The 14,764-nt window shown below is 73.7% G+C and carries 11 protein-coding genes and 1 pseudogene; 6 read left to right on the top strand and 6 right to left on the bottom strand.

Annotation, left to right across the window (positions count from 1 at the left end; all coding sequences use genetic code 11):
* Positions 1 to 150 precede the first annotated feature (150 nt).
* The 4 genes from EJG53_RS38470 to EJG53_RS38455 all read left to right on the top strand — a co-directional run bounded on the left by EJG53_RS38470 (position 151) and on the right by EJG53_RS38455 (position 4,444).
* Positions 151 to 1,176 carry a GNAT family N-acetyltransferase gene (locus EJG53_RS38470; RefSeq protein WP_125048762.1) on the top strand — a complete coding sequence of 342 codons (1,026 nt, stop codon included), beginning with the start codon at positions 151 to 153 and terminating at the stop codon, positions 1,174 to 1,176.
* Positions 1,173 to 2,492 carry an extracellular solute-binding protein gene (locus EJG53_RS38465; RefSeq protein WP_125048761.1) on the top strand — a complete coding sequence of 440 codons (1,320 nt, stop codon included), beginning with the start codon at positions 1,173 to 1,175 and terminating at the stop codon, positions 2,490 to 2,492. The genes EJG53_RS38470 and EJG53_RS38465 overlap by 4 nt, the downstream gene beginning before the upstream one ends.
* A gap of 63 nt (positions 2,493 to 2,555) precedes the next feature.
* A complete protein-coding gene (locus tag EJG53_RS38460; protein ID WP_125048760.1) occupies positions 2,556 to 3,575 on the top strand; it encodes a carbohydrate ABC transporter permease in 1,020 nt (339 codons plus the stop codon).
* Complete coding sequence (locus EJG53_RS38455; RefSeq protein ID WP_125048759.1) at positions 3,572 to 4,444, top strand: carbohydrate ABC transporter permease; 873 nt, start codon at positions 3,572 to 3,574, stop codon at positions 4,442 to 4,444. Before EJG53_RS38460 ends, EJG53_RS38455 begins: the two co-directional genes overlap by 4 nt.
* A 24-nt stretch (positions 4,445 to 4,468) precedes the next feature.
* Here EJG53_RS38455 and EJG53_RS38450 read toward each other — a convergent pair whose 3' ends face one another.
* From EJG53_RS38450 to EJG53_RS43080, 5 genes and pseudogenes are all read right to left on the bottom strand, one after another.
* Entirely contained in the window at positions 4,469 to 5,095 is a 627-nt protein-coding gene (locus EJG53_RS38450) for a ScbR family autoregulator-binding transcription factor (protein ID WP_125048758.1), read from the bottom strand.
* Positions 5,096 to 5,282: 187 nt separating this feature from the next.
* Complete coding sequence (locus tag EJG53_RS43085) at positions 5,283 to 6,056, bottom strand: type 2 periplasmic-binding domain-containing protein (protein ID WP_244955516.1); 774 nt, start codon at positions 6,054 to 6,056, stop codon at positions 5,283 to 5,285.
* A 502-nt stretch (positions 6,057 to 6,558) separates the two neighbouring features.
* The gene (locus EJG53_RS38440) at positions 6,559 to 7,719 is read right to left on the bottom strand and encodes a hypothetical protein (RefSeq protein WP_174856510.1); all 1,161 of its coding nucleotides are present in this window, start codon (positions 7,717 to 7,719) and stop codon (positions 6,559 to 6,561) included.
* Positions 7,716 to 9,779 (bottom strand): tetratricopeptide repeat protein, encoded by a 2,064-nt coding sequence (locus EJG53_RS40850; protein ID WP_167515235.1) that lies wholly within the window; start codon positions 9,777 to 9,779, stop codon positions 7,716 to 7,718. The genes EJG53_RS38440 and EJG53_RS40850 overlap by 4 nt, the downstream gene beginning before the upstream one ends.
* A 1,358-nt stretch (positions 9,780 to 11,137) precedes the next feature.
* Positions 11,138 to 11,719: pseudogene (locus EJG53_RS43080) on the bottom strand (S1 family peptidase); the annotation flags it as partial.
* Between the two features lie 62 nt (positions 11,720 to 11,781).
* Here EJG53_RS43080 and EJG53_RS38415 point away from each other — a divergent pair.
* Both EJG53_RS38415 and EJG53_RS38410 read left to right on the top strand, forming a co-directional pair.
* Positions 11,782 to 12,117, top strand: a complete 336-nt coding sequence (locus EJG53_RS38415; protein ID WP_125048757.1) for a trypco2 family protein — start codon at positions 11,782 to 11,784, stop codon at positions 12,115 to 12,117.
* Between the two features lie 179 nt (positions 12,118 to 12,296).
* Complete coding sequence (locus EJG53_RS38410; protein WP_125048756.1) at positions 12,297 to 12,557, top strand: hypothetical protein; 261 nt, start codon at positions 12,297 to 12,299, stop codon at positions 12,555 to 12,557.
* A gap of 136 nt (positions 12,558 to 12,693) precedes the next feature.
* On the opposite strand, the gene EJG53_RS38405 is transcribed toward EJG53_RS38410, so the two are convergent.
* A complete protein-coding gene (locus tag EJG53_RS38405; protein ID WP_125048755.1) occupies positions 12,694 to 14,688 on the bottom strand; it encodes a cytochrome P450 in 1,995 nt (664 codons plus the stop codon).
* Between the last annotated feature and the right edge of the window lie 76 nt (positions 14,689 to 14,764).

Raw genomic sequence — 14,764 nt, 5'->3', positions numbered from 1 at the left:
CGGGAGCGGGCCAACCGGGGGATTGACGGGGGCTGATCGCCGTCGGTGCGCACGTCCTGGAGGCGGTGGTGCGCGAGGTGTTGGAGCCTGGGCGGAAGGCGGGGACCATGGCCCTGCCGGCTCGTACGGGATCTGCATGAGAGGACGCCGATGGACGACGCGACGCGGCCCGGGTCCGGTGGCGGGCTCGCGCGCGGTGGCCGGGCCGGAGTGCGGGAGCGGACGCGGGTGCGGGACTTCGCGCCCGGGGACGGGGCGCCCCTCGTCGCGGCGTGGGCCCGCAGCATGCCGTACGACCCCGTGTCGCGGGAGCGCTTCCGGCGCCAGGTGCTGCTGGACCCGAATTTCGATCCGGCGGGCCTGCGCGTGGCCGTGCGAGACGGTGAGCTGGTCGGGGCCGCGTACGGGGTGCGTCGGACGGTCACCCTGGCCGGGGACGACTTGGAGCCGGAGCAGGGCTGGATCCCGTTCTTCTTCGTGGACCCGGCCGTCCGCCGCGCCGGGCTCGGGCGCCGGCTGCTCACCGACGTGCTCGACTGGCTCGCCGCGCACGGCCGCACCCGGGTGGACTTCGCCTCGTACACACCGCACTACTTCCTGCCCGGCCTGGACCGTGCCGCCTACCCGGACGCCGCCCGGCTGCTGGCGGAGCTGGACTTCCGGCCCCGGGGCGAAGCCGTCGCGATGGACCGCTCGCTGGTCGGCCACCGGGTGCCCGACGCGGTGCGCGAGCGGGCCGCCGCCCTGGCCGCCGAGGGCTACCGCTTCGGCACGCCGCGGGACGACGACCTGGTGGGGCTGCTGCGGCTGGCGGGGGACGAGTTCGGCCCCGACTGGCCGTGGGCGATCCGCCGGGCGCTGGACGGCGGATCGCCACTGGACCGCATCGTGACGGCTCATGATCCGTCGGGCCGGGTCGTGGGCTGGGCGATGCACGGGGCGTACGAGGGGCTGGTGGAGCGGTTCGGGCCGTTCGGGGTACGGGCGGACCAGCGCGGCACCGGTCTGGGCAAGGTACTGCTGCACCTGACCCTGGAACGGATGCGGGCGGCGGGCGCGCACGGGGCGTGGTTCCTGTGGACGGGCGAGCGGAGCCCGGCCGGGCAGTTGTACAGATCGGCGGGGTTCGGCACGACCCGTACGTTCGAGATCCTTCGGCGGGAGGTACGGCCATGAGGCGGCGCCGGGTGCTGGCGGGGCTGGCGGGAGCGGCGGTGACCGCGGCGGGCTGCGGCGCCCCGGGCCGGAGCGGGAGCGGCCGCCCCGGCGACCCCGTCGTGCTGACGCTGCTGTCGCACTATGCGACGGAGCCGCTGAAGTCGGCGCTCCAGCGGGCGGTCGACACCTGGAACGCCGGGCACGACCGGGTGCACGTCCGGACCACGGCGGTCCGCTTCCAGGATCTGCTGACCACCTTGATGGTCCGGCAGGCCGCGGGGCAGGGCGCGGACATCATCCACCCGTACAGCCTGTGGGCCGGTCAACTGGCGCAGGCCGGGGTGGTGCGGCCCGCCCCGCCGGAGGACGCCGCCCGGATCACGCGTGGCTTCGCGGACGCCGCGGTCCGGGCGGCTTCGGTGCGCGGCCGGATCATCGGCTATCCCACGGAGGTGCAGTCCTACGCGCTGTACTGCAACAAGCGGCTGCTGCGCGCGGCCGGGGTGGCCGGGCCGCCGCGCACCTGGCGGGAGCTGGAGGAGACCGCGTACCGGACGGCGCGGCGCGACCGGCACGGCAACACGCTGGTCCAGGGCTTCGGGCTGTCGCGGACCGACGACGCGACCGTGGTGAACCAGACGCTGGCGCTGCTGGCCTCCCGTGGCGGATCGTTCCTCCAGGCGGACGGCTCCCGCAGTGCCCTCGGCTCCCCCGCCGGCCGGGCCGTCTTCGCGCTGGAGCGCCGGCTGATCGACCGGGGCGCGAGCGACCCCGGCATCGACCTGATGAAAGCTTTCCCCGCGGGGCGGGTGGCGATGGCGGTCAGCGGCGCCTGGTGGACCGGCAGCCTGCGGCAGACGATGGGCCGGGACTACCGCGATGTCACGGTGGCGCCGGTCCCGGGGCCCGCGCCCGGCAACCGGGGCACCGTCACCACCGGCTTCCTGCTGGGCGTCAACGCCAAGAGCCGGCATCCTCGGGAGGCCTGGGAGTTCCTGCGCTGGCTGAACGACGAGGTGGTGCCGGCCGGCCCGCAGGCGGGCCCGGCCGCCTCGGTGCGCGCCACCCGGATGAGTGTCCTGCAGATGTCGGTCGGCACGATGACCGGCCGCACCCGCGACATGCGGGGCCTGCTGGCCGCCGGCGGCGATCCGAACCTGGGCCCGTTCGTCGACGCGCTGGACTATGCCACCCCGGAGCCGAACGGGCCGCGCGCGCAGAAGGCGAAGGCGCTGCTGCGCAAGAACATCGAGGAGATGTGGACCGGCCGCCTGTCACCGGACGGCGCGGTCCGCAATGCCGTACGCCAGGTCGACCAGGAACTCTCCCGCTGACCGCGTGCCCCGCCCCTCGGGCCCTCACCCGTCGGCCCGCCCGTCCCGAAAGGCTGGTGCTGCATGGCGACAACGGTCGGAAGCGCGGACGAGGACGGGGGCGGCGGAAGAGGCAGCACGGACGCCGCGCTCTGCGGTGACGAGGACGGCGGACGGGAGGGCGTACGGGCGGCCGGCAGCCGCGCCCGCGCCGCCGCCCACCGGCGGCGCCGTCGGCAGACCGTCGTCGCCTACCTCTTCCTCACCCCCAGCCTGTTCTTCTTCGCGGTCTTCCTCGTCCTGCCGCTGCTGTTCGCGGTGCTGCTGTCCCTGTCCCGCTGGGCGGGCTTCGACCTCGCCGACATACGGCCGGTGGGCACGGACAACTTCGCCGCCCTCTTCGCCCGCGGCTCGTCCTTCCTGACGCCGGTCCTGAGCAACACCCTGCTGTACGCGCTGGGCACCGTGGTCCTGGCGCTGAGCGGCGCCGTACTGGTCGCCCACTGCATCACCAACCTGCGCTTCCAGGGCCTGTGGCGGACGCTGTACTTCCTGCCGATCGTCACCACCGTGGTCGCGGTCGGCAACGTGTGGAAGTACATGTACGAGCCGGGCGGCCTGGTCAACGGGGTGCTCAACGCGCTCGGCCTGCGTTCCGCGGCCTTCCTCCAGGACCCGGCGACGGCGCTGCCCTCGATCGTGGTGGTCCAGGCGTGGGCCTCCCTCGGCTCCGCGATCCTCGTCCTCACCGCGGGCCTGAAGGCGATCCCCCGCTCCTACTACGAGGCGGCGGAGCTGGACGGGGCCGGGCAGTTCACCGTCTTCGCGCGCATCACGCTGCCGCTGCTGCGGCCGTCGCTGCTGTTCGTGTGCGTGACCCAGTTCATCACCGGGCTCCAGTCGTTCGCGCTGATCATCGTGATGACCGGCGAGGGCGGGCCGGGCGACGCGACCAATGTCGCCGCTTTGGAGATGTACCAGCGGGCGTTCAAGTACGGGGACTGGGGCTCGGCGAGCGCGGCGGCCCTGGTGCTGTTCGTCCTGATCCTGGTGATCACCTTGGTGCAGTTGTGGCTGTTCCGGCGGAAGGGAGAGGACGCGTGAGACGGCGCAGGCGCTTCCCGTGGCTGTCGTACCTGCTGGTGGGGGTGGGGGCGGTGGTGACGGTCGTACCGTTCCTGGACATGCTGCTGACCTCGTTCAAGGGCGCGGGCGAGTACGGCAGGCTCCCGTACCGCTTCCTGCCGGAAGCCTTCGAGCTGTCCAACTACCGGGAGGCGTTCGTCCGGCTCGACCTGCCGCTGCTGTTCCGCAACAGCGTCGTCGCCACCGCCGTGATCACCGGCTCGGTGCTGCTGACGTCCTCCCTGGCGGGGTACGCCCTGGCCAAGCTGCGCTTCCCCGGCCGCGACCTGATCTTCCGGCTGGTGCTCGCGACGATGATGTTCCCGCCGTTCGTCTTCTTCATCCCGCACTTCCTGATCCTCGTGCACTGGCCGCTGGCGGGCGGCAACGGGCTGCTCGGCGACGGCGGCGCGGGGCTGACGGTCAGCCTCGCCGCGCTGGTCATGCCGTTCCTGGTGTCCGGGTTCGGGATCTTCCTGATGCGGCAGTTCATCGTCTCGGTGCCGGACGAGATGCTGGAGGCGGCCCGGATCGACGGCGCCGGGGAGTTCACGGTGTGGTGGCGCATCGTCGTACCGCAGACCAAGCCGGTGGCCGTGACCCTCGCGCTGCTCACCTTCGTGAGCGCCTGGAACGAGTACATCTGGGCGCTGCTGGTGTCGACCGCGAATCCCCGCCTGATGACGCTGCCCGTGGGCATCCAGACCCTGCAGAGCTACCTGGACCCCAACCGCATGGTGCCCGTCATGATGGCCGGGCTCATGCTGAGTGTGCTGCCCGTGCTGCTCCTGTTCCTCCTGCTGCAGAAGTACTACATCAGGGGTGTCATGCTCAGCGGCCTCAAATAGGTCGGCGGCCGCACGGCCGCGGTGTCAGGCGACCGTGCCGTCCTGCTGCTCCTCGAAGGTGAGCAGCGGCCGGAGGGCGGGGACGGCGATCCCCGGCAGCAGGTACCGCCACAGGGTGGTGATCCGCTGGTGCAGGTCGGCCCGGCCGGTCGAGATCTGCGACAGCAACTGGGTGCCGGAGTAGGAGCTGACCAGCACCCAGGCCAGCTCGTCCACGTCCACCTCCGGCAGCAGCTCCCCCTTGTCCCGGGCGGCGCGCAGTTGACCGGCGAACTCCTGCACCCAGTACTGGTACGGGGCGTCGTCCTGGACGCCGAACTCACCCTGTTCGATCGCCAGCCGCACCCCGGCCCGCAGCGCCGGATTGGTCTGGAGCTGCCCGGCGAGGTACAGCGTGGTGTCGATCAGCCGTTGCAGCCCGTCCTCCCCGGACGGCAGCTCCAGTCCGTCACCCTGCTCGACCATCACGGCGTGCGCGAGGGCCATCTTGGACGGGAAGTGGAAGTACATGCCGCCCTGGGTGACCCCCGCCCGCTTCATGATCTTGCTGACACTCGCGCCGCTGAATCCGAACTCGTCGAACACCTCGGAAGCCGCCCGGAGAATAGCCTCTCGGGTCTTGACCGCCCGTTCCTGCACTGACCGCACCATTTCCCTCGGCAAACACGTGAATGGTACGAAGAAAACGCGATCCCTGCCGCATCGGTACCGGCCCCGCCCCGGAGAGTGATCATTACGGGGGATCCCGGCCGAAGGCGAGGGCGCCGCGGTCCAACTGTGCAGGGCGCGCAGACGGCCACCACCACGGCGGCCGTCACCGCCGCCGCCATCGTCACCGTCAGTCACCCGGGTCGCCGCACAGGTGATCCAACGCGAAGGCCCCGGCTCGCGCCTGCAACAGCCGTTCGGCATCCAGTTGCTCCAGCAGCTTCTCCAGGAGAGCGGGGTCCCGCGGGTCCTGCAAGAACTCCAGTACGGCCCGCTGGAACGCGCCCCGCAAGGTCGACGGCATGGCGTCGGACGCGTCGAAGCAGATCTCGTCCGCCGAGCTGAAGAGTTTCTGCACGGCGGCGGTGCTCGCCGAGAGCCGGCCCTCGCCCGTGCTCCGGTCGGGGAACAGTGGGCGCTCCTGCGGTTTCGCCGTCCGGGCCCACACGTCGCGGGCCGGCTGCGAGGTCAGTTCCCGCACCAGGTCCCAGGCGGCGTCGCTCGGCCGGAAGACGGCCGCCATGTCGCCGGAGACCTCGAACGCCCGGGGGCCGGCCGGCAGCCCGGGGACGAACATGCGGGTCGGGGCGGGCAGCACGTCGTCGCCGTAGTGCCGGCGGATGAAGGAACCCTGGTGCTCCAGGGTGCACCTGCCGCTGTTCAGCAGGCCGTACCGGCCGCCGCCCAGATTCTCGAATTCGGTCGATATCGCCTTTTCGGCCGCTTTGGGACCATCCTTGGCGAGCACGTCCCGCCACGCCTGCCACGCCCACCTCACCTGCGGACTGGTCCAGCGCAGCTTGCCGGTGGCCCAGTCCTCGTACACGTTCGCACCGTACTTCTGGAGCAGCAGGTCCTCGATCCAGTCCGTACCCGGCCAGCCGGACGTGGCGCCCGACGCCATGCCCAGGCACCAGCGGGGTTCTCGGCCGCCTTGAGATCGCCGGGGCGGCTCCAGACGATGCTCTTGAGGTCCACCCGCACCGGCACCCAGTACGAGTGCCGACGCCGCTCCCCCGTCGCGTCCTCCAGCGTGATCTGCTGCGCCCACGGCCCCAGCGCCGATCCCGCGACGTCCTCCGTCAGCGCCTTGGCGTCGCCGTCGCGCGCGTACTCGGCCAGCTCGCCCAGGCCGTTGAGGATCGCCACGTCGGGCGGTGTCTCCGTGCGAAGCTGGGCCGACAGGGTCTCCCGGAGGGAGCGGGTGCCCTCGTACTCGTACGACTGTCCCGTACGCCTGCCGATCTCCTTCAGCATCCGGACGAACGGGATCTCCTCGCCGTCCGTCCACGGCCCCAGGACCACCACCGTCCGGTCCTGCCCGGTGGAGCAGCCCGCCGACACCAGGGCGGTCGTGACCAGCAGGCAGCAGGCCAGGGCCGGGCGCAGCAGCCGGCGCGCGCTTCTCATGCCTTCCCCCAGTCGATCTTCCAGTGTTCCCGGCCGTACCGGCGGAGCGTGAGGCCGCAGCCCACGGCGCCCGCCGCGCCGGCAGCCAGGGCCAGTGCGGAAGTTCTCGCCCACCCGTCCGGGTGGGTGTCCCGCAGCCGCTCTGCGAGGGCGGCGTCCGCCCGCTCGATCGCGGCGTCCGGCCCGCGCGGTGTGTCGGCCCGCTGGGTGTCGTCCGCGGGCGGGCGGGGCACGGTGATCTCCCCGATCCGGGACACCGAGCGCTGCACGTCCCGCTGGGCCCGCTGCTGCGCGGCGACACCGCACGACAGCACCGCGAGCACCAGCAGGACGGGCAGTGCGGACAGCATCAGCAGCGGGCTGCGGACCCGCAGGCCGGCCCGTACGAAGTCCAGCAGGCCGGCGAAGACGAAGAGGAGGACCAGCGTGGCGGGCAGCGCGACCGAGGCCGCGACGGTGAGCACCATGTGGCGGTCCGCCCGGTCGGCCACGGCGGCGCGCAGGTCCGCCTCCAGAGCGCCGATGCGCCGGAGCACGGAGGTCGGGCCGGTGCGCAGCAGATCTGCCGCGTAGTCCATGCCCGCCCGGCGCAGCGGCGCGCTGTCGTGGTGGCTGCCGGCCCAGTCGATCCAGCCGTCATAGGCGCTCACCAGGCCCGCCACCACGCGGACCACCTGCTCCTGCGCCCGGCTCAGCGCTCCGGTCTGCACGGCGTTGTTCAGGCTCTGCGACGCCTTGGTCACCAGGGCCGGATACCGCTCGCCGAGCCCGACGAGGGCGGTCTGCGGCAGGGGTGCCTCATCGCCGGTCCCGAGCCGCTGTTCGGCCTCCTGTTGTGCGAGGACCAGCGACACCCGGGCGTGCGCGAGGTCGACCAGCGCGGGGGCGTAGCGGTCGCGCAGCTCCTCGGTACGGCGATGGACGTCGAAGTACGCCGTCCCCGCCAGGGCGAGCACCGTGACCATCAGGGCGGGCAGCATCACCATGCGGCTGAACAGGAATCTCCCGGTGGGCCGCAGCCCGCCCGCCGCGTCCCGGCCGGCCGACCAGTGCCACAGCGCACGGCCCGGTCTCCGCCACTTCCCGCGGACCCCGGAACCCTTCCTGCCAAGGGCCGGCTGTCCGGGGCCCGAGCTGGAGCGTCGGCCGTCGTTCATCCTCCCCCCTCGGTCACGGTGTCCTCGTACGTCCGGAGCCCCCCGCCGTCGCCCCGGGAACGCTTCCAGCGGTCCCGCCAGCGTGGGGAGCGGTAACCACGCCGATGCCACGTACCGATGGGGCGGGTGTGGTAGGAGTTGTCGAGCAGCGCCTTGGCCAGGTCCGGGTCACGGCCCCGTTCGGCGCGCGGCATCTGGTCGAAGAGCCGCCGGTAGCAGGCGGCGAGCTGGTCCCGCAGCACGTCCTCGGTCGGCGGGACGGGGATCTTCTCGGCCTGGATGTCGGGTTCGGCACACAAGGCTTCCAGCGGGCCGGGCCGGGCACCGGCGGGCGCGGACGTCGCGAGCAGGAGCAGCAGCTCCTGGAGGTCGGCGCGGAGCCGGTCCTGGGCGTGCCGGTCGGTCAGGCCCTCCTTCCGCGTGAGCCGGTGCAGGGCCACCCATGCCTGCCGGGCCGCGGCGACGGCCGGCGGACCGCCGTCGGCGGGCGGGTCGGCGAGGATGCGGACCATGGCCGTACGGGCGGCGGTGCGGTGCCGCGAGTCGGCGGGCACGGCTTCCAGGCAGTCGAGGGCGAGCTGGGGCTTGCCGGTGGCGAGATGGATGCGGGCCAGGCCGAAGGCGGCGCCGCCGAGGGCGTGGTTGCGGTGCCACACCGCTCCGTACAGGGCCACGGCCTCCTTCTGGTTGCCCCGGAACTCGTGGCAGTAGCCGAGGGCCAGCTTGGGCGCGTACTCCCCCGGGATCGCCTCGTTGACCAGGTCGAAGCAGGTCCGCGCGGCGTCCACCCGGTCGTGCACGAGGTGCAGCAGCCCCTCGTGCCAGTACAGCCGCCAGTCGACGTCGGCCAGTTCGCCGACGGCGGTACGGGCCCGGGCCAGCTCCGCCTCGGCGGCGGCCCGCTCCGCGGCGGCCTCCTCCGGATGGTCGCGGGCGATCTCCAGATGGAGCCGGCAGTGCAGGAGTGCCTTCTCCGGGGACTCCTTCCAGGCGTCGCTGAGCTGGAGCAGGCCGACCGGGTCGTCGTAGGAGGTGCGGTGCAGCTCCGTCCAGTTGCCGTCGGCCGGGCTCGGCTTGGGCACCGGCAGGCCGAGGGCGACCTCGGCGGGGGACGGGGGCTCCGCCGTCAGCCTCCGCTTGACGTTGCCGCCGGCCCGCCACTGGCCGAGCGGCGGGGCCTTGCCCAGTTCACCGTCGAGGGCCGCGGGCACCGGGGCGAAGAGCGTCGACGGCTCGAAGGCCGCCTCCTCGCCGAGCCGCAGCGACCGCAGTTCCCGCAGGACGCCGCGGAGCTGGACGGACATCTCCCGGGCCGTGGCGAAGCGCTCCTCCGGGAGCAGGGCCGTGGCGCGGCTCAGCACCCGGCGCAGCGACTGGGTGCCGAGCCCCGGGGGCGCCTCGGGCACCCTGGCGACCAGCTCCTCCAGCACGGCGCCGGCCGCGAACAGGTCGCCCGCTACGGTCAGACCGGCGGACCCGTGCACCTCGGGCGCCGGGTACGTGACGGGTCCCGAGGTGCCGATCGGCCGGACGCCGGCCACGTCGACGAGCTTGATGCCGGCACCGCAGTGGATCACGTTGGTGAGCGAGAGGTCGCCGTAGACGAGCCCGCGCTCCTCGTGGAGGTAGGTGAGCGCGTCCAGGACGAGCAGCCCGTAAGCCGCGATGAACTCGTACACCCGGTGGTCGTGGAAGGGCTCGGCGCGCTGCTCGATCTGTTCGGCGACCCAGCGCAGCGGCGCCCCGTCGGCGAACTCCATCACGATGAAGCTGAGCTGGTCCGCCGAGGCCCCCGGGCCCTTCGCGTAGTTGAAGACCTTGATGATCGACGGGTGGTTGAGGCCGACCAGCCGCAGCCGCTCCTGCACGGCGTTCTTCACCGCCTGCTCGTCGTCGGGGTCGTGCACCCCTTTGAGCGCGACGGGCCGGCCGGCCAGCATCCGGTCGCGGGCGAGGTGGACCTGCCCGTAGCTGCCCTGCCCGAGACGGCCGACGACCTGGTACTGCTGGTGCAGCAACTGGCCGCGGACGAGAGCGTTCCGCCGGGCGGGGGCGGCCACCGGGGCGGGAGCGGCCTCCGGATCCCGTACGGCGTCCGGCGGACGGTCCGTGCCGGGCGCCACCGGCGGGGCGGGACCGGCACCGGCGAGGCCGGATCCGGCGGAGGTTCCGGTTCGACGAGGGCGTCCGGATCGCCGACGGTGACATGCGGCAGGTCGGTCAGCCCGTCACCCGGCGGGAGGACGACATAGCCCCGCGGCGCGCGGGGCCGGTCGAGGCGCTGCACGGCCTCCTCGACGTCGATGCCGATACGGAACAGGTCGTACGCGGCGTCCACGCTGTTGCGCAGGGTGCCGCCCTGGCGCAGCGCCGCCAGCCGGCGGGCGAGCCGGGGCTGGACCGGTACGTGTCCGTCGTCGGCCGCCGGCTGCCCGCTCCGCGACCACCGGCTCCGGTTCTCCAGGCCGGCCAGGACCTGCAGCCGCGCGGCGACGGCCTTCTCGTGGCGGTCGGCCCACCCCTCGTCGAGGAGTTCGCCGACGACCCGGGTCAGCAGCGACGAGCGCGGGCCGCGGAAGACGAGCAGCAGCCGGCTGTGGCCGCGCGCCAGCAGCGCCTGCAGCAGCGCCATGATCTCGCTGTCGGACGCCCGGACCCGGTCGACGGAGAGGAAGGCGGCGGACAGGGGCGGGGCCTGCTCGGCGATCCGCGCGGTCATGACGTCGACGGTGTCGGCCGGCTCCGTCCTCTCGGGCACCCCCGCCCGCGCCGCGGTACGGCTGACCAGCTTCTCGGCCGTCCAGCCCGTCGCGTCCAGGGCCAGGTCGATCGAGCCCGCCCGTGGCCGCTCCGCCGCGCGGCCGCGCCGCAGCGACCACGGGCCGCGCTCCCGGTCGGCCAGGACGAGCGCCGAGTGCAGGACGGACCGGGCCGCCGTGTCGTCGTCGGCGACGAAGGCCAGCTCCACGGGCTCCGCGGCCCCGTCCTGACAGCCGCGCCCCTGAACGGGCGCGCCACGGTTCCCGTCCGGCGACACCGACGTCCCCCACCGCGCTCCGGCGTACGGATCCGTGCCCTTTCCCGCCCGTGCGCCGGGACCGGTGCCCTTGCCCCGTCCCGACCCGCTCTCCCGATACGTGCCCCGGACCGTGCCGATGCCGGTGGCCGGGCCGCCGGCCGGACCGCCGTCGCCGAGCCAGCGGGCGATCCAGCGGCGCAGCCCGAGCGCCTGGTCCCGGTCGGCCGCGCCGGGGACGAGCCGGATGGAGCCCGACACGGCACGGGCTCCGGTGACGTGCAGCTTGATCTTCTCGTCGGCCAGGTGCCCCAGGACCGTCTCGGTCGGGATCATGTACGCGTGGCTGGAGGGCACCGGGTACTGCGCCGTGCCGTGCTGGTGCACCAGGATGCCGATGACGGCGCGGGTACGGGCGTGCACCACCCCGCTGCCGCTGAAGCCGTGCCGGACCACGTAGGGCGCCGTCTCCGGGTCGAGCTGCACCCACTCGGGACAGCGGCCCGGCCCGCCGCGCCCCATGAGACGGGCGGTGATGTGCTCGCCGCCCGGCAGGTCCTTCGGATATCCGACGGTGTGCACCTGCTCACCCAGCGCCGGGACCTGCCGGTGCAGCACGGCGGGCTCCACCGGCGGCTCCTCGGCCAGCCGCAGCAGGGCGATGTCGGCGCTGAACTGCCCGGTGGACGGCCGCAGATGGCGGGTGAGCACCTCTGCGGGCACCGGCCGGTGCCCCGCCGGCAGGGCACCGGGAAATTCCGCGTGGACATCGGTCAGCGGCACCGGACGGCCCGGCGGCCGGCCGTCGGCCGCGGCGGTCCGGCGGGCGGCCAGCACGACATGCGCGCAGGTGAGCACCAGCCCGCCGGGCAGCAGCACACCCGCGCCGAGCGGCGGGGCGTCCCGGCGTCCCCCCTGGAACAGCCGGACCCGCCAACATCCGTCGCCTGAGTAGTGGTTGGAAGTTCCCCCGAGCTCCCTCATACTCCGAAACGATAGCCGCGGGCAGTGACAACCGCTCCCCGCCGTGCGACGGAAGGGCCGTGATGGGTGAGAACGGCGGGCGGGGCGGGGACGAAGGCGCGGAGACCGCCGGCCTGGCCGACGTCATCGGCCGCATCCGGGAGGAGCTGGAAACGGCGCAGCACGAGGGGGAGCGCAGCCGGCTCCGGTTCCTGGTGGACCGGGTCTCCGTGGAGTTCGCCGTGCAGGTCCGGCGCGAGGGTTCCGGCCGGGGCGGCCTGCGGATCGGCGTGGTCACCGCCGAGGCCGGCGGTTCGCTGTCCCGCGAGAGCACCCATCGCATCGAGATCGAACTCAAACCGCACGACCGGGACGCCCCTCCCGAGGGCCCGGGCATCAGTGTGGGCGGGCCCTCGTAGCGGCACCTCCGACGGACACCGGGCGGCAGGCGGCGACCCGGCCGCCGGGCCGCGGTGCCGGCCGTCACCGTACGCAGCGGTAGCCCCGCCCGGGCAACCCGTTCGCCAGCCCCCGCGTGCGGCGCCTCCCGGACCGGGTGAGAGTCGACTCAAACATCCCCCCTCTTTGAGGAGAGACCATGCGTCGCACTGCGATAACCGCCGTCGGCATCATCGCTGCCGGATTCCTCGCCGCCACTCCCGCGGCAGCCGCCACCGCCGGTGGCGGGGGCAAGCACCTGCACCACCACACCGCCAGCCACTACCAGGCCGCCTATCAGGAGGTCGTGAACGCCGGCGGCCCGGACGGCGTGACCATCGGCGAGTCCGGTGCCGTCTCGCACGCGAAGGTCAGTGACCTGGTGAAGCACAAGCACTTCTACCACCACTGGGTGCGCTGACCACTCGCCACCCGGCTCCCACCACGGTCCCCCCGCCGCACCGGCCCGCAGCCCTTCGTCGCCCGCCTGGCGCGAAGGGCTGCGCCGTGCGGCCGGCCGCGCGTCCGCGTTGCCGTGCGGCCGGGCGCCTCCGCGTTCACCAGTCCACCGGCAGGGATTCCACCCCGTACGCGGCGTTCAGCGGGGTGAAGCGCAGTTCCTCCAGGGGGACGCGCAGCCGGAGGCCCGGCAGCCGTCGCAGGACGCGGGGGATGCAGACCCGCAGCTCCATACGGGCCAGTTCGGCACCCAGGCAGTGGTGCGCGCCGTGGCCGAGGGCCAGATGGTGCGGTGGTTGGCGGGTGACGTCGAGGCGGTCCAGGCCGTCGGCCAGTTCCTTGTCGCGGTTGGCCGAGGGCAGGGAGCACAGGACGTACTCGCCCGCCGCGATGTCCTGGCCGGCGATCGTGACGTCCTGCGTCGTCTGGAAGACCTTCCCGAAGGCCACCACCGACAGGTGGCGGATCAGCTCCTCGGCCACTCCGGCGGGCCGGGCCCGGCCGTCGCGCACCAGCGCCGCCTGGCCGGGGTCGCGGATGAGTGCGAGCAGGGACAGCCCCAGGGTGCCGCTGATCGTCGCGTATCCGGCCAGCAGCAACTGGCAGGCTATACCGGACAGTTCGTCGTCGCTCAGGTCGGTGCCGTGGGCGGTGACCAGGTGGCCGAGGACGTTGTCGCCGGGTGTGGCGCGGGCCGCTCGGACCAGCGCCCGCAGGTAGACGTCGAGGCGCCGGAACGCGCCTGCCTGCGCCTCGTGGACGGGGTGGAAGTCGTGCAGCAGCGCGAGGTCGTGGTGGAGCCGCCCGGAGTCCTCGACGGGCACCCCCAGCAACTCCAGGAACAGCAGCCGGGGTACCGGCAGGGCGAAGTCGGCGATGAGGTCGGCGGGCGGGCCGGCGCGCTCGATGGCGTCGAGATGCCGGTCGGCCAGGGTCTCGGCGCGCGGTTCCAAAGCTCGGGCACGCTGGGCGCTGAATTCCGGGGTGAGCATCCTGCGGATGCGCGCGTGTTCCTCGGGCTCGTAGGTGTAGAAGACACCGGGCCGCGGCGGCGGGAATCCTTCGGGCGGTTCCGGGGGCGGCACCGGCCCGTTCACGGCGGCGCGGGAGCTGAAGCGCCGCTGGTCGGCGATGACGCGGCGGGCGTCGGCATAGCGGGTGACCAGCCAGGCGCGGGCGCCGGTCGGCAGCGTCGTACGGACCACCGGCCGTTCCTCCCGGAGCCGGGCGAACTCCTCCGCCGGGTCGAAGGGGCAGGACGGGGAGCGGCGGACGAACAGCGGCACGTCCCTGTCCGCGGCTTCCCGGCCCTCCGCCATCCCGCCGTCGCAGGCGTCCACGACGTCGGCCACCAGTCCGGCTTCCTGTGCCGTCAGGTAGAAGTGGTCGCCGGGCAGCGTCCGGTACCGGAAGGCGGAGCGGGTCATCGCCTGCCAGGACCGCATGTCGTCCTCGGTGGCCCGGGTGTCGTCGGCGCCCCGGTAGGCGACGACCGGTGCCGTCAGCCGTGGGGTGCGGGCGGGGCGGTAGGCACGGAGCAGGGCATGGTCGGCGCGCAGGACCGGCATGACGAGGTCCAGCAGTTCGGGTGAATGGCGCAGGGCCGGATCGGCGGCGGCTGCCAGGGCGGCGATCTCCCGGTCGTCCGCGGCGGTGTCCGACGGCGCGGTCCCCGCGCACAGGTACGGGGCGCCGTGCCCGGACACCAGCAGGGCCGCCGGGGCCACGCCGTCGCGTTCGGCCAGCCGTACCGCCACCTCGTAGGCGACGACGGCCCCCATGCTGTGCCCGAAGAGCGCCAGCGGACGGTCGAGCAGCCCGCGCAGCGCCGCGTGCGCCTGGTCGGCCAGCTCGGCCATGGAGGTGAGCGGCGGCTCGGCGATACGGTTCTGCCGCCCCGGATAGCAGATGGCACTCACCTCGGTACCGTGCGGCACCCGGTCCTGCCACCCGTGGAAGAAGGTCGCGGCGCCGCCCGCGTGCGGGAAGCAGACCAGCCGCAGCGCGGGGTCCGGCAGCACCCGCCGGCGCAGCAGCCACCGGGAGGCGTCCGTACGGCCCGGAGCGGGTTCGCGGGCGGATACGCCGGTCATACGGGGTCCTTCCGCTCGGGGCGGGACCGCCCGGCCCGGCGGGCGCGGAGGTGCCGCGCAGCGCGGCCACTTCGGC

Origin of the sequence: Streptomyces chrestomyceticus JCM 4735, from assembly GCF_003865135.1 — a bacterium.
GTDB classification, from domain to species: Bacteria; Actinomycetota; Actinomycetes; order Streptomycetales; family Streptomycetaceae; genus Streptomyces; species Streptomyces chrestomyceticus.
The sequence above is the reverse complement of the archived record's forward strand: the minus strand, read 5'-3'. Positions and strand labels throughout refer to the sequence as shown.

What these genes read in the sequence shown, in the direction of transcription:
- EJG53_RS38470 (WP_125048762.1), top strand. Translation starts at nt 151, where the DNA reads ATGGACGACGCGACGCGGCCCGGGTCCGGTGGCGGGCTCGCGCGCGGT.
- EJG53_RS38465 (WP_125048761.1), top strand. Translation starts at nt 1,173, where the DNA reads ATGAGGCGGCGCCGGGTGCTGGCGGGGCTGGCGGGAGCGGCGGTGACC.
- EJG53_RS38460 (WP_125048760.1), top strand. Translation starts at nt 2,556, where the DNA reads ATGGCGACAACGGTCGGAAGCGCGGACGAGGACGGGGGCGGCGGAAGA.
- EJG53_RS38450 (WP_125048758.1), bottom strand. Translation starts at nt 5,095, where the DNA reads ATGGTGCGGTCAGTGCAGGAACGGGCGGTCAAGACCCGAGAGGCTATT.
- EJG53_RS43085 (WP_244955516.1), bottom strand. Translation starts at nt 6,056, where the DNA reads ATGGCGTCGGGCGCCACGTCCGGCTGGCCGGGTACGGACTGGATCGAG.
- EJG53_RS38440 (WP_174856510.1), bottom strand. Translation starts at nt 7,719, where the DNA reads ATGAACGACGGCCGACGCTCCAGCTCGGGCCCCGGACAGCCGGCCCTT.
- EJG53_RS38415 (WP_125048757.1), top strand. Translation starts at nt 11,782, where the DNA reads ATGGGTGAGAACGGCGGGCGGGGCGGGGACGAAGGCGCGGAGACCGCC.
- EJG53_RS38410 (WP_125048756.1), top strand. Translation starts at nt 12,297, where the DNA reads ATGCGTCGCACTGCGATAACCGCCGTCGGCATCATCGCTGCCGGATTC.
- EJG53_RS38405 (WP_125048755.1), bottom strand. Translation starts at nt 14,688, where the DNA reads ATGACCGGCGTATCCGCCCGCGAACCCGCTCCGGGCCGTACGGACGCC.